A 16,182-nucleotide genomic window follows, 5' to 3' on the forward strand; every position below is an offset into this window, starting at 1 on the left:
TTCTTATTTTTGTTCTAAATCGTCTAGTGCAATTCTAACTTGGAAACTAAGACTTGATTTAACTGGCTGAGAAGTTGCAGAACCTTCGCCAGCTGGTGTAGTTTTTTCGATTTGCAAATTCACAACTTTAAATTTTTGCGGACTGATTTTATCTTCATCTATTGAGACAACTGAGAGTTTGAGATCTTTATTGTTTTCTTGAATTTTTGCTTGAATTTCTTTGAATGCTTTAGTTTCTTCAAAACTTTTATTGTCAGTAGTTCCATCTTTTTTGAGCTTTTCAAACTCCGCTTTTTTGAGGTAAAATAGCGAAAATGATGGCGGAATACTTAAAACAGCTTTATTTAATTCATCTTTTTCAGTTCTTTGAGTATCTTGTTTATTAACTCATAAATTTAATTCAATTTTTGGAGTTTGATATTTATCAGCACCAGTTTTTTTGTCAAAAACTTTGTAATAATAGGTTAATTTATAGTCCTCAAGTCCAGAAGGTGCGGTGATAGTTTCGCTATTACCTGATGAAGTTGAACCTGAATCTGACTTTTTTTCAAAAACAATTTTATAGTCTAGATCATTACCTAATTTTGATCAAGCATTAAAGTTGGTTAATTCTTTAGCTTTAAAGTAAAATGCTAGCAATAAATCTTTTAAAGTGCTAAGTGATTGTGTTTTTTCACTGAAGAATTTTTTGGTTTCAGCTTCAATTGAAGTTGGTTCGGTTGAAGTGGTAGTTGAAGCACCTCCGCCACCTCCGCCAGAACTACTATCAGCTCCAGCTTTTAGAATTGAAGAACTTTGTGTTTTCAGATTTTCTTTAATTTTTTTAGCAGCTTCTTGCAATGTTTTATAAAGATCATCACTTGTTCCTGAACTAGTTGTTGATGCTCCTGAAATAGAACCTGAACTTGTTTCAACTTTTACAGGTGAATATTTGTTTAATTCGTTAAAAATATCACTGTCATTAATTAAAGTGTTTGTTTTTTCCCAAACACTTTTTGGTAAAAATAGATTAGAAATTCAACCACGAGAATCAAAACCTAAAAACTGGTTGTTAAAATCAAGTGAATAAACTTTTTCAGTTGTCTTAAACTTAACGTCTGAGGCAATTTTGAAAATATTGTCATCTTTTATATCATTTAGATTAATTGAAGCATTTTTATCAACTAAACCATTTGCTTTAGCAATTTCAAAGAGATAATTTAAAACCTGAGCAGGTTCCATTTGGATTAAATACGCATAAAAGGAAGCAACATCATATTCATTTTTGAAGAATTTATCAGATTTTAATGATTTTATTTTGTACTCTGATGCAATGAAATTATTTTCCGTAAAATTAGCAAAATCTTCGAGTTTAGGGAATTTTTGCTGTCCAACTCAAGCTTTTAGCATTGATTCATTTGCATCAAAATCATAGGCATATTGGAAAGGATTTCCAATAATTTTCCTAATTTCTTCAAATTTAGGAGCTTTTGATTGATCTGTTTGCTCGGTTCCCTCGCCACCAGTTCCACTAGTTTGAGTAGTTCCAATTAAATTTTCTAGTTCAGTTTTAGAAATATAAGCTGTTGTTGAACCGATTCTAATTTGTTTATTTGTTGTGGTAGTTTGTGTCCCTGATGTTGAAACAGTAACTGAAGTTGGTTGAGAAACAGCGGTTACTTGAGCAGATGTTGTAGGTAAACCGTCAAGATTATAGAATGTTTTTCGCTCTGTATCTAAATTAGATTCAATATTTGTTGTGCCTGTTCCTACTGTTCCTGCTGTAACCTTCTTGAAATTAGGAATTTCAAAAACTGAAGTTTTAGATCCTAAAAGTTTGTTTTCTGAGTCACCAAAAAAACTTGAATAAAGATTAATTACAACTGGAATTTCAAGATTTGAATTGTCTGTATTCACACCATCTTTTTCTTGTGCTTTTGATAGATCTAAATAAAAATCAACGCCTTGAGGTTGTTTTTTGTCAAAATATTTATTAAAATCACCAAAATCAAGGGAAATTGGCTTAATTAATAATTCAGAATTTATTTTATCTACTACTTCTTTAGATTTTTCTCTAATAGAAGAATATATTTTTTTATTAAAACTAGCGAAAAAATCATTTACAGTGCGAGTTGAAATTTCAAGATATTTGACTAATTCCTTTGTTTTGTCTTCAGGTTGAGCTGGAGTTTCTGCAGGTTGTTCAGTATTAGTTTGTGCATCAGGTTGCTGCGCTGCGCCTGATCCAGAGCCGTCTCCTGAGGCTGCTTCTCCTGTAGCTGCAACTCCACCTGTTCCAGTTGATTCTGATGTTGACCCATTTGTTCCTGTGTTTGAGTCAGTTGCTCCTGTGCTTGCTTGTTGCCCGGTTTGTTGCCCTGTTCCACCAGCTTCCCTTGTTTGAGCCTGAGGTTGACTTTGGGTAGGATCGGTGGCAACTTGAACTAATTGTCTAACTTCAGGACTTCCAGAACTTACTAAGCTAGCTTGAGTTGAAACTTGAGTGTCAGTAACTTGATGAGTCCCAACCTTAAAATCAGTAAACTGTAGTTTTCTAAGTGAAATTTTAGACAAAATATCGTCTACATCAGCAAAATAAGTCGGTTGTTTAGCTTGTTTTTCAGCAGTTTCTTCACCCTGACTTGACTCAGAACTTGAACTAGCCTGAGGCACTAAATCAATTTTTTCAAGCAATTGGGCATCTTCAATATTGAAATTTTTAAGTTCAAATTTTGCATCATCACTTAATTCAGCCTTAACTAAAAAACTTGGAACTGAATTTGGACCAACTGAAATAAAATTATTTGTTCCAGGATGTTTTTCTAAACTAAAATTGTAAATTGTTCCTTGTCTGAAAGGGAAAAAATTATTTTTATCAAAGTTTAATTCATTAATTAATTTTTGAAAATCAGGGAAATATTGACTTATTTTCTCAACAGCCTCTGCTTCAGTTCCAGATTTATTAATATCAGCGGCAAAATCTTCTGCACGAGTTAAAGATGCAATTTTTTGGTCAGTTAAACTTGGATTTATAACACTTGAGCTAAAATCTTGTCTTCTTAGATTTTGGATATTTTCTTTGAAACTTTTGGTTATTTTTTCTAAGTTTGAATTAAATTCAGCAAGAGCAAATTGTGAACGTTGTGCGTAAGAAACTTTTTTTGAGATAATTGTTGAAAATGCGGTGTGATTATTGTCAACTTGGTGCTTTGCACGAAAACGGAGCTCAAAACTTTGATCATTATCATTTGGAATTAAGTCAATAAATTCTAAAAATGGCTTATTTGGTGCAAAAGTTGGCTCAAATTTACGTAGTTTGGAATTAACCTGTGTGTAAAAAGATATAAATTTATTTAAATCTGTGCCAGCTAATAATTTTCCACTTTGGTCAAAAAGTTGTGATTTTATTTGGCTATATGTGGTAGAATCATCAAAGACATCAGATTTAAAGGCAACATTTTGGACTCGCGAAACTAAACTTTCTAATTCAGCTCGGGGATTTTCTCCTGTATAGCGAATTCGAGTTACAAGCCCAATAGTTGTTGCAAAAATAGCAACACCGCCAACAGCGGTAAGTGCTATTGCTAATCTATTAGTATTTTTAGGCATATATATTTTTCCTCTATGTGGTTTTTAATCAAATATTTAAAATTATAGCACTACAATGGTGTTTTTTTATTATTTTATTAAATAAAAAAGTAAAATTTACTTCATTTTACCTTTTAAAAGTAAATTTTACTCTTTTTTTTAGTATTTTTTTCAAATTTTTGCGACTTTTTTAGACTAAATGGATTATTAACTTTTTAATTTTAATGTCAATAAAATCAGCAAAAATAAAAAAATTTGAATAAATGGACTAGATTGATCAACTAATTTTGGATTTAAAATTATTTTATTTTTCAAAATCCTTGAAAAATCAAGGAAGACTTATTCGACTGAATTTCCCTGAGTTTGACAGTTTGATGGCAAAAATTCACTTTTTAGTTAATATAAATGCACAAAAATACCGGTAAATTCGGGTTTTTTGACCTAAAATCTTAATTTTTATTGTTTTAAAATTGACCTTTTGCAAAAAAAAAAAAAAAAATGTTTGGTCAAAAATAAAATTGTGTTATAATAAGTATCAATTAAGAATAGTTAATAAATTTTGAAATTAGAATTAAGGAGGAATTAAGAATGTTTTTGTCATAAAAAAATCTGAAAATGCGACTTTTCCATTATGTTTTTAAATATAATGGTATGCCTTAAATTTGACCGTTCAGAAATCTACAAATTTATGGCTTTTGATTATGGCTCTTTCAAAACTTCACATATTTTTTTAGGCTCAATGTAAGTAAAAACGAGCTTTCTATTTACATTGAGCTTAAATAGTAGTTGTTTTTTTATGGTTTTTGTCAGTGTTTTGAACTAAAAAAGGTAGTTTAAAAATTTCAAATTTTGCTTTTTCAGCTAAAATTTTAGCTTTTTTAGTTTGCTTAGTAGTAAATTTTTTCTTTCGTGATGGCTAGATTTAAAATTTAGTGTTTTTGCTTTGATAGTTATTTTTCTGAGTTTGTCAAAAAAGTTAAAAAGTGCCCAAATAAACCAGGACACTTTTTAAGATTATTCATTAAACTGGGAAACTCGGGATTTTGAACCTTTTAGTTTTAATGTCAATAAAATCAACAAAAATAGAAAAGTTTAAATAAATAGACTAAATTAATAAGCTAATTTTTGTGACTTTAAAGTTATTTTACTTTTCAAAATCCTTGAAAAACCAAGGAAGACTGTATTCACGCGGATTTTGAGCATTAAGTCTCATTATCATTGAAGACAAACTATATTTACTTTTTAGTTCGAGCGGTTTTTCATTTTGTCAATTTATTCCAAAATAATTATGACTTGCTGTTGAATAATTCCAACTTTGTAAAAATGTAAGTGGCGAACCTCCATTAATTGTTGAAATATACTCATCATTTGAACCTAATACTCCAGTTCCGGAATTCCCGGCATTAAAATATGATGGAGTATAACCTTTTTGATTTAAAATAGTAACATTTTGTTGATCTGAATTAGCCCTGTTAATTATATAACCACTTTGTTTTGCATAAGGGAATCCATTCATTCCAAAATGTTTAACATTTTGACCAAAAAATGTTAAATCTGTTTGACCGTTTGAATTTAATTTTAAGTTAGGTAATTTATATCAATTCAATAATCAGGCTGCTTTTTGGAACTCACCACTTTCATAAGCTGCTTTAATTAAAGGTTTAATATCAACAATTAGAACAGTTATGTCAACATTTTTTGCATTTTTTCCATTTACATCCGGTTGTTTAATACCGGTTCAAACTATCCAAGCAGGAACATTTTTGACCGCGTTTGGCCCACCTCAATAGCTATAACCGCCATCAATTGAATTAGAATAATATTTACTTGCAATAGCCATGTAGCGACTGTTTGATAAAGAATGAGTTAAATCTTTACCAAAAAGGGTATTTAAATCAAAATTTGCGCCACCTTCGACGTGATTATTTGTGATTATGTAAAATTTACCATCATCTGGGTCATCATTTACTTTTGCAAGCATAGTTGCACTTCCAAAACTAAAGCCAAAGGTTCTAGCTAATAAATTTTTTGCAAGTGGGAACTTTTTAGTATCTCAAGATTTATGTAAAAAGTCTAAATCTTGTAAATATCCTTCATGTAATTTATAAGGAACGTTTTGGTTTGGATTATATTTTTGTAAATTGTAAGCATCTGAATTGGTGAAAAATGAAATTGGTTGTTCTTCATTAGTGTAGTCAATATTTTTATAATCAAACTGATTTGTTTTAGAACCAAAATCTTCATTTTCAAGGGCGTTTGTGTATTCAATATGAACTCTTGCACCAGCTTTATGTAAAATAAAGGCTTTTTTTGGATCAAAAGTGTCAAATCTTGAGCTATTATAGAAGTCAGCACCTTTTTCAACATGGTTAAGAACATTATCAACTATTAGACCAAGTTTTGCATCATTTAGTCATAATTTAAATTCAATACCTTGATCTTTGATATATTGAGCACTTAAAGTAAATTTAAAATTCTCAAATTTTTTCCCTGGATTTTCAAAGAATACATTTTTGGTTTCTTCAGTAATTGCTATTATTTCGCCCTTTGCTAATTTTTCAAAGTCAAAAACAAAATCATAACCGCCTTTAGTTGGTTTGTTTTCAAGCAAGTCCATTCCGCCGCTAATTCGGGTAAGTCTTCGGGTATTTTGAACTAAAGCATTTCCAAATAATTGCAGATTTATTTTCCGGTTTTTAGGATTATTCTTTAAAAATGTTTCAGAAAAATATTTTTCTTTTAGTGTTCATTTAGCTGTTTTTGTAGAATTATCGTAATTTCAATATAAATCTTTATAATAAGGTTCAATTTCACGACTTCTAGTTACTTCATTTTGAGATTCAAATAAAGTAACTAATGGCTTTTGTGTGTCTAAATCTATATTGGTGTGATTATTTTGACTATTAACATTTGTTAAAAAATATCAAGTTTCACCTTCAACAATATAAGACCCATTAACGTATTTTAGACGGAAATATAATTTATTATTATGTTTTTTTGTCTCAAGAAATTGTAAATTTTCCTTTGAGATTTTAAAATTATTGTACTTAAGAGCTTCTTCTTTGATTTCAAAAAGATTTTGAAAATCATTGTTATTTAACACACTTCTTGTAAGTGAACTAGTATTTTTGCGAACAAAATCAGAATATTTGATTTTATTTAGAATTACTTCAGGGTAAAGTTTATTTTTATAATCGTTTTCTAAGTTTTGTAATTTTATGTCTTTCCTAGAACTATAGCGGATATTTGTATTTTTTTTGTTAATAAAACCAAGTTTAAAAGTCATTTCGCCTGATATATTAGTGGTTTTAACATCATAATAATAGACAAAATAATCCTTTAAAATTTTTGAAGTATCAAGTGTAACTTGAGGATCGCTATCAAAAAATATTTGCTTTTCGACAATTATTGGTAATTTTTCACTATTTTTCCCACTTTTTTTATCTTCACCTTCAAGTTTGACTTCTTTATTTTTAAAGTTATCTAAATCTTTATTTCTAACGCTATCATTTTTAGTTTTAATTTCAAGTAAATAATTTAACTTTGATTCAGCTTTTTGTTCAACAATATCTGCTGGGTCAATTAGTCTATATTTTATGTCTATTTTTTCTTTTTTATAAAATTCACCGGTTACTCTACGATAATCAAAGTGGCGACTGTTAATTTGATCAATTATTGATTTATCATCATTGGAAATATCGTTAGGTTTTACAACTAGTCTGCCATGACTATCCCTTTGACCTGTTTCTTCTGAAATTGGTAAAAAATCTTCACTGGTGAAATTAGACCCATTTTTAGGCTTAATATCGCTGTAAGTTGCTGGCAGTCAATTTGAAAAATTAATGGCTTTTTCAGTTTTGAAAACATCAGTACGTGTAGTTCCTTCAACAATTAGCGGATATTCTAGGCCATTATATTTGTACCAAAAGAAAATTTTTGCCTGACCTTTTAAAATGTCTGTAGAAATAACATCTTTTGCAAAAATTTCAAATTTCCCAATTTTAGCAAATGTATAAAGCTTGTTAAGTGAGTCAATTATTTCTGAATTCGTTTTTCCGGCTAGTGAAATTTGACCATGGGTATTATCGATATTGTTAATTTTTGTGTTTTTAAATAATTCTTTACCGGTAGAATCGCTTAAAATTTTTTCAATTAACGATAAATCAGCTTTATCACGCGGTGATAAAATCGGTTTTAAGTAATCTTTAGGCGCAAATTGTACAATTTCTTCTCTAGTGTGTTGACCATTTTTTATTAATAACTTTAAGGAGATACTTTGAGTGGTACTTGAGGTTAAAACTCTTCTTTTTTCATTATTTACATCAAAAGTTGAAAAGGAAATTGTCGCATTTCTAGGAATTTCATAGTTAAAAAAATGTTTATCTTTTAAAATTTTATCAAAAATTTTGTCCAGGTCAGCCTTACTTAATTCATTTTGTTGTGTTGGGTCTTCTGAACCAATTTCTGAAACTTTTACAACTCTCGGATTTTGATCGAAAGTTTTAAATTTTTTATTTTTATCAATTTGCCCTGTTTTTTGCAGTGTTTCTAAAGTTGGTTTTAATAAATATTTATAAAATCAATAACTTCCGACCCCACCAGCACCCGAAGGTTCCTCAATTTGCCAAAAATAATCTAAATGATTATTTGATCTTGAAAAATCATAATCAACATATTCAGGATCAGTAAGGTAGGTTTGATTATAAAAACTGGTGTTTTTAAACTCTTGAGTATATCCAATTTTTACTGGCAAGTTATCTTTTTCTTTAAACTTAACTTGATTCTTGGATGTAACAGTGACTGTTTTAATAACTTGGTTATTGAATTTAATTTCTAATTTTAAAGATATTTTATTATCACTGGTAAAAGTTAATTCAGGTTGGTCCAGTAATGAAACATGGAAAAAATTTCCGATTGTTTGTTTTGATTGGGAAAAATTTTCTGAAATAAATTTTTTTACATCTTGCTTAAGGAAATTTTCTTCTTCAAAATCAAGGAACGAATTATAGTAAATATCAAAATAGTCATCAAGAAAATCTATTTTTAATGAAGAAATTATCGCATTTAAGTCAGTATCATTATTAGAAATTGAAAGTTGGGTGGATAAAGTTGTTGAATGTGAAGGGTTTTTTCTTGAAGTCGCCTCATATTTAAGGACTAAAATATTTCTGTTGTTATTATCTAATGATAAGTCTAATAATTTGAAATTTATTTCATCATTTTGTGGTTGTTTTAACCAAAGATTTGCATTTTGAAGGTTAAAAGAAGCAGAAGTAAGATATTTTTTTATACTATGACGGTCAAGCCCTTGGTCATCAAGACTAATTTTTAGGGCATTTTGAGCTTGCTGTTTAAAATCTGATAAATTTTGTGCGACTTTTGCTGGTGGTTTTTCTTGCACAATTTGCTCATTTTGCGTTTTTGAATCTAAAATTGTTTGTGAAAATGAACTGACTAAATTAGCAAATTCATCAGCAAATGTGGTCAAATTTTCATTGTCAAATTGATTGAATCGGAGATTTTGGTCTAATTTTTCTTTAATTTTGTTATTTTTTTCTTCAAGTTGTTGCTTACTTGTTGTAGATGTGCTTGAGTTTTTCAACAATAATTCAAAATTTTTGACTTCAACATTATACAAATCAAGTGAATCTGCTAATTTTAAAACACTAGAACTTATATGTTTAATATCAGAAACTAATTTTTTTGAATTTGCCAGTGTTTTAATATTAGAAATAAAATCTGGACTAAATTTGTTCGCTAATAATTGATTTTCCAAAGTTTTTTTAGCTTCGCTTAGTTTTGCATCACCATTAAGACGTGCTATTTCTGATTTTACATTTTCATTAACTGTTAAAACATTAGATAAAAAATAATTTGTATTAGTGGAAATATCATCATTTAATACAAGTTTATTTTGTTCATCTAAAAAATTTAGCGAACTCATTAGTTCATCTAATTCTGTTTTATTTTCAGAATTTAAATAATTAGGCTCATTTTCTAGCTTTGCTTTTTCAGTTTTCAATGAAGATAGAAGCGATGCAACACGTTCTAATTCTGAAATAAATTCCTTAATTTGAGTAACTTGTGATTCAGTAATTGACTTATTTATTTTTTCTTTAAAATTACTTTGAACTGTTTCAGATAAATTAGTGGCATTCTCAACATCTAAAATAGCAGTTTTCTTTAATTCTTGTAGTTTTTCGTTTTTTCCTGCTGACTCATTAACAATTTTTTCTAAATTAGTTTGGATATTTTTAAGATTTTCAATTGAATCAGTGACATTGTTAATTAAGTTATCAGAATTTATATTTGAATTAAAATTTGTAATTAAATTATTGAAAGCTTCATTTTTCTCAGTTGAATATTCATTTTTTATTGATTTAATTTGGGTGATAATATTTTCCAAAATGAGTAAATTTGAGGTGAAATTTTCAATTTCTTGTTTATTATCATTTTTATATAAAGTGGTAATTTTGTCGTTAATTTGTGAACTTAAGGCTTTAAGATTAACAAGGTTTGCGTGTTTTAAAACTGTGTTAAATCAACTAAAAGTTGAAAGTTCCTGGCTAAGGGTCTCGTTGGTTTTAGTAATTTCGGCGTTTAATTCACCTATTTTGGTTAAAAATTCATCCAATTTAGTTTCAAAATTAGATGAATTTAGAATTTTTTGATTAAACGATTCAATTTCACTTTTTAAATTATTGTATTTGTCCTCGTTAACACTAAAAGACTTATCAATTGTCTTAGATTTAAAATTCGACTCGAATTTTCCAAACAAATCTAATACTGATGAGTATTGTTCTACAAATTGAGAAAGTTTGGGCATATATTCTGAATTTGAGAAATTTTGTGAGGAAATATTTAAGGAATCTTTTATTTTATTTTTAATAGTTTCAGGAAAATTAGGATACTGAAGAAAAAAATTATCTACCTGATTTTTTTGAAGACTTTTATTTGGATCGGTGTAATTTTGAAATGAATTTGAGTTTGAAGTTGAACAAGAGGCAACAACAAGTGAAAAAATACCAACCCCGAATAAAAATATTGGGTTGGTTTTTGCTTTTTTTCTGTACATTATTTTTCCTATTTTATGAGAGTTTTAATTTATTAATTATATAATTATATAACAAAAAATTAAAAAACCTATATATTTCAATTTAAATTAGTGTGTTAATTTGTTTTTAAACACTCGTATTAAATTCTCATGTCACTTTGCAGCTAGAATTACTCAATGTTTAACGCTAAAATGTTGAAAATGTAACTATTACTTATCAAAAAATAAGTTCATTCATTGATTTGATAAAAATTCAAGACTTTAAAGTCACTTTTCATATAAAAACCAAGCCTTCATATGAGCTAAATTATTTTCACATTTTTTAAGTTCAAATTTCAGAAAACATAAATAAAAGCCTCCTGTCAAAATCATTGATAAAAAAGCTAATGTTCAAATTTTTTGTGTAATTTATTTTAAAAATATTTGATTTTTTATTTTTTTAAATTTTATTTCATTTAATAAAAAAATGTATTCAAAAAACTAAAAATTTGTTATAATTTTTTTATTAATTAAATTTAATGTGCGAGGTTGATCATGAACAAAGTAAGATCTAAATTACTGGCTTAATAATTGCATACTTTTCGATATTCACAATAGCTGCTAAAACCTAAAAAACAAACGCAAATATTAAAAAATAACAACAGTGAACTCAATATTAGTGCCAATATGTCGGTATGTATTGATTTTTATACTAAAAGCCTTATTAATTACCTCGAAAAATATGAGCAAAGTTCCTATTGAATCATTTAATTGCAATCAAGAGGTTTATTTAGATGATAAAAATTCAAAATTTATCAAAAAAATTTAACAATAAAATTATTTTTAATTCAATAAATCTCGAGATTCCTTCAAATAAAATAACCTTTATTATTGGAAAATCAGGGATTGGGAAAACCACCCTGATTAACTTAATTGCTGGCTTTACAAAAAAGGATAGTGGAAAAATTTCTTTTTTTAAAAATAGTAGTGAAATTGAAAATCCTTTGGTGGACGTTGTTTTCCAAGATTTTAATTTGATAGAATCACTTTCAATTAAAAATAATATTTTAATTGCAAATCATATTCTAAATCGTTATGTTGAAAATAACCAAATTGAAAACGAAGCTAGTGCAATTAACATAAATAGTCAAAAATTAAATCGATTAGCTAAGAATTTATCAGGCGGTGAAAAGCAAAGAGCTGCATTTTTAAGAAGTTCATCAAGAAATGCCGACTTTATTTTACTTGACGAGCCTACAGGGAATTTGGATAAAGAAAACTCAATTGCATTGCTTGATTTGTTAGTTAAAATATCACAAAATAAGACTGTTTTAGTTGTAAGTCATAATTTGGAGCTTGCAAAAAAATATGCTGATCAAATTATTTATGTAGAAAATGAAAATATTCAATCAATAGAAAATAAAGATAAACCCCAAAAAAATCTACAAAAATCTGCCAATAATTTTTCAGTAAATTCTGAAAATAAAGTATATAAAAAACCATCTTTTTACCAAAAAGCAAAAGTCGCCTTACTTTTGTCTTTTGCTGATTTTAGATCGAAAATTACTACTTTTATTCTTGTTTTAGTTTCATTTTTAGCAATGATTTTTGGTGTAGTTTTATTTGTTAACTTAAATATTTCTGCTAAAAATATTAATTTTGACAACGTTGTTCAATATAATTTAGACACCTTAAACGTAAGCGAAAAGGGGCTTTCTTCCTTAAATATTAATGAATTAGAGAAACTTAAAAAAGAAAACCCAAAAATAGAGAAAATAATACCAATATATACTCATTTACAATCATTTGAATTCAGTTATGATGATAAAAAAGTTTCAACAGGCCCAATTTTCACCGTTGATGAGTCGGATTTTTTTAAAAATAGATTCGCTGACATTATTAAAAGCCAAAAATTTAATAATAATTTTATATCTAATCAAGACGAAGTTATTTTATCTGAGAAAATTATTAATCAACTTCAAATCACAAACCCAATAGGAAAAAAATAAAAATTTCTTTTTCTAAGCATTTTGAAGAAGTAAAAATTGTTGGAGTAATTGAAGAAAAAAGTTTTGATCAACCTTTGTTGTCTTTAATCCATACAAATAAATTAAAGACAACATTTGAAAAGGGGTATAAAGAAAGATCCAAAAATTTTAATAGATTCGATATTTTGCCAGATAATTATTATTCTCTTGACTCTCGCACTTCAGGAACAAATGACAATACAACAATTATTGATCCGACTATTACCAAATCTTTTTATCAAAATTCAAGCCAGGCAAATTCAATAAATTTAACTAAAGGTAATTTACCTCAATCATTCGACGAAATTGCAGTTAGCTCTAATATTACTAATAAAATTGGAAAACTAATAGAAATTAATACTACTTTTCGCAGTTATTATATTTTTAAAGTTGTTGGTATCTTTGATGTCGATAACACTACTAATAATACTTCTGAAGAACCAGAGAATATAGTAATTTTTAACAGTGAAATTGAAAATTTTTTCAGCCAAGTACATCCTAGTGAATTTTTAGTCTTTTTTAATCATGAAAATCTTTATAATAACGTTCAAGATTTTATGGATAAATATGGTAAATCTGGTGTCGAACGTTATTATTCAACCTCTGGAGGGATTGATGAAGTAAGGCACACTTTATTTGCCTCCCAATTTACTTTGATTTCGATTATTTTTGCTTCAATTATTGTTCTTGGTATTACTTTACTGATTTTTATTAGCGTTTATGCTGTAAATCTTTCTAACTTTAAGAAAAAATCAATAGCAGTTTTAAAATCACTAGGTGGTAAAACGCTAGAAATTTTCATGTACCATTGATTAAATTTGATAATTATTAGTGTTTTTGTATTTTTTGTAGGTATAATTTTATCCACTTTGATTATCCCGGAAATTTACAAAATAGTTCTGAATCAAAACTTATTTCAGCCAGATTATTCGCAAATTGTCGTAATTTTTGTTTTAACTTGGTTGATTAGTTTTGTATCTATGTCATTTATTTACCTATTAATTTCTTATAAAACATATCGAAAAGATGTGGCAACTTTATTAAGATAATATAAAAAAGATTTACAAGTTTTTTAATTTTAGGCCTGAGGAAAAATGATAAAAATTCAAAATTTAACAAAAAAAATTGATGATAGATTTATTTTTAGTTCACTAAATCTTGAAATTCCATCGAACAAAGTAACTTTTGTAGTTGGTGAATCAGGAATTGGTAAAACAACTCTTATTAATTTAATTGCCGGTTTTACAAAAAAAGACAGTGGAAACATTTCTTTTTTTGATGAAAATGGTTCTGAAATTAAAAAACCATTAGTTGATGTTGTTTTTCAAGATTTTAATTTAATTGAAAAAATTACATCTAATGACAATATTTTAATAGGAAATAATGTAATAAATAAACTTTTAGACAAAAATGCACTGAATCAAAATGCAAATTTAATGTCGATAAAAACTGAACAACTTGAGCAAAAAGTAAATAATTTATCTGGGGGCGAAAGGCAAAGAATTGCAATTTTACGTTCACTTTCACGTGATAGTAGTTTTATATTACTTGATGAACCAACAAGAAATTTAGATATTGAAAATGCAAAAATTGTATTTGAAAATTTAACTAATATTGCCAAAAATAAAACTATTTTAGTAGTCAGTCACAACCTTGATTTAGCAAAAAAATATGCTGACAAAATTGTTTATATTGAAAAAAACAAAATTACTGAGGAAATTTTCGACAAAAATAGCCAAAATCAATCATTAATTGCTAAAAACAGCGATTTAAACTATCAAAAAACTACTAAAAATTCAAAACTTTCGAAAATTAAACAGGAATTTAAGACAGGTTTTTTATTAACAATTACAGATTTTAAATCAAAAATTACTTCAAGTATTTTATTTTTATTGCTTTTTTTAACCAGTTTTTTTGGAACATTATTATTTGGAGTCTTAAATTTAAATATTAGCAGTACTAATTTGCAAAACACAATTGAATATCAATTAGATTCGGTTGTAATAACCAAAAAATCAAATGCAGAAATAAACACATTTTCTACTAATGAAATCACAAAACTTCAAGAAAATAACCCAAAAATTGTAAAGATTGTTCCTATTTTTAACTTTCCTAAGGTTACTTTCACTTATGGCGATAAAGTAGAGTTTGATTCTTCTGTTGACTATATTGATGAAAGTGATTTTTTTAAAAATAGATTTATTTTTGACAACAAAAATTTAGTAGGCAGAAACATTCAAAACAAAGATGAAGTAATAATTTCAAAATCGCTGGCAACAAAATTTAATATAGAACAACCAAACAATCAAAAAATTAGTGTATCAAGTTTTCGAAACACAGCCGTAGATCTAAAAGTAGTTGGTATAAGTAGTTTGTCTACTTTAGATAGACTAAATTTTAGCTTTTTACATCATAAATTTTTTGAACTAGCCAAACCTGTCCAAAAAATGAGCGGGCCAAATGAAAATCTTGACAACAATAAGCCAGAAAAAATTGACCCTTGAGTATTGAAACTGTATTTTAATATTGATGATGATTTAGCGACTAATATTGAAAACTTTGCTAAAAACAACAAAGAATTTGAAATCCAATCGTCTCTAGGTGGCATAACAAAATCAATATTAAATACACAATCATTTACAAATATAGTTATTGGTGCTATTTTAGTTTTATTTATTGTAATTTTGCTAATTCAGACAGTCTTTTATGCTAAAAACCTGAGTGATTCAAAAATGAAATTAATTGGAATTCTTAAGGCGCTAAATGCTAAAACTTGACAAATTTTCTTTTACCATTGACTAAATATTATTATAATTTCCCTCTTTATTTTGTTTATTAATTCAGTTGTTTTCATTCCGTCAATGGGAAAAATTTATACCGCAATAATTGGTCAAAACATTTTACTACCCTCACTAAGCCAAGTTGGGGCTTTACTTATAATAATATGACTTATAATGTTCGCTTCTATTTCAGTAATTTATTTAATAATTTCTTGACTAAGTTATCGTAAACCCGTAATTAAATTGCTAAAATTTGAGCAATTCTAATTTTTGGATTTTACTTGTATAATTAAGACTAAATTTTAGATAAATTTGTAAAATCTCTCTGTTATTTATTATAAATTCCTAAAGATTTAAAGTTGTTCAAGGCTTAATTCTTTAGGAATTTTTGTTTGTTTTAAAAGGCAAAAATTAGTTGATTTTTGCTTAAATACTGGGTTTGTCAGTTTAATGGCAAAAATTCACTTTTTATTGAATATAAATGTGCAAAAACATCGGTAAATCCGTGTTTTTTGGAGGCTAAAGTCTTAATTTTTATAGTTTTGAAATTAACCTTTTACAAAAAAAAAAAAAAAATGCTTGGTCTAAAATAAAATTATGTTATAATAAGTTTCACTAAAAATGAATTAATAAATTTGATATTGAATTAAGGGGGAATTAGTTATGTTTTTTGGCTAAAAAATCAAATATTGCGAATTATCCATCATGTTTTTAAATATGATGGAATGCTTTAAATTTACCCGTTTAGAAATCTTTAAATTTAGGGCTTTTGGTT

Annotated in this window: 3 protein-coding genes and 1 pseudogene; 2 read left to right on the top strand and 2 right to left on the bottom strand. The window is 27.3% G+C overall.

Annotated elements, in window-relative coordinates:
* Nucleotides 1-3 precede the first annotated feature (3 nt).
* Together R7X45_RS02275 and R7X45_RS02280 are read right to left on the bottom strand one after the other, a co-directional pair.
* The gene (locus R7X45_RS02275) at nucleotides 4-3,588 is read right to left on the bottom strand and encodes a P97 family adhesin (RefSeq protein ID WP_318055760.1); all 3,585 of its coding nucleotides are present in this window, start codon (nucleotides 3,586-3,588) and stop codon (nucleotides 4-6) included.
* A 1,123-nt stretch (nucleotides 3,589-4,711) separates the two neighbouring features.
* A complete protein-coding gene (locus R7X45_RS02280) occupies nucleotides 4,712-10,642 on the bottom strand; it encodes an MGA_1079 family surface serine endopeptidase (RefSeq protein ID WP_318055761.1) in 5,931 nt (1,976 codons plus the stop codon).
* A gap of 752 nt (nucleotides 10,643-11,394) precedes the next feature.
* Between R7X45_RS02280 and R7X45_RS03760 the strand changes: the two are divergent.
* Nucleotides 11,395-13,676 (top strand): annotated as a pseudogene (locus R7X45_RS03760) (ATP-binding cassette domain-containing protein).
* Between the two features lie 45 nt (nucleotides 13,677-13,721).
* The gene (locus R7X45_RS02295; RefSeq protein ID WP_318055764.1) at nucleotides 13,722-15,674 is read left to right on the top strand and encodes an ABC transporter ATP-binding protein; all 1,953 of its coding nucleotides are present in this window, start codon (nucleotides 13,722-13,724) and stop codon (nucleotides 15,672-15,674) included.
* The last annotated feature ends 508 nt before the right edge of the window (nucleotides 15,675-16,182 follow it).

Origin of the sequence: Mesomycoplasma ovipneumoniae (assembly GCF_033343935.1) — a bacterium.
GTDB classification, from domain to species: Bacteria; Bacillota_I; Bacilli_A; order Mycoplasmatales; family Metamycoplasmataceae; genus Mesomycoplasma; species Mesomycoplasma ovipneumoniae_G.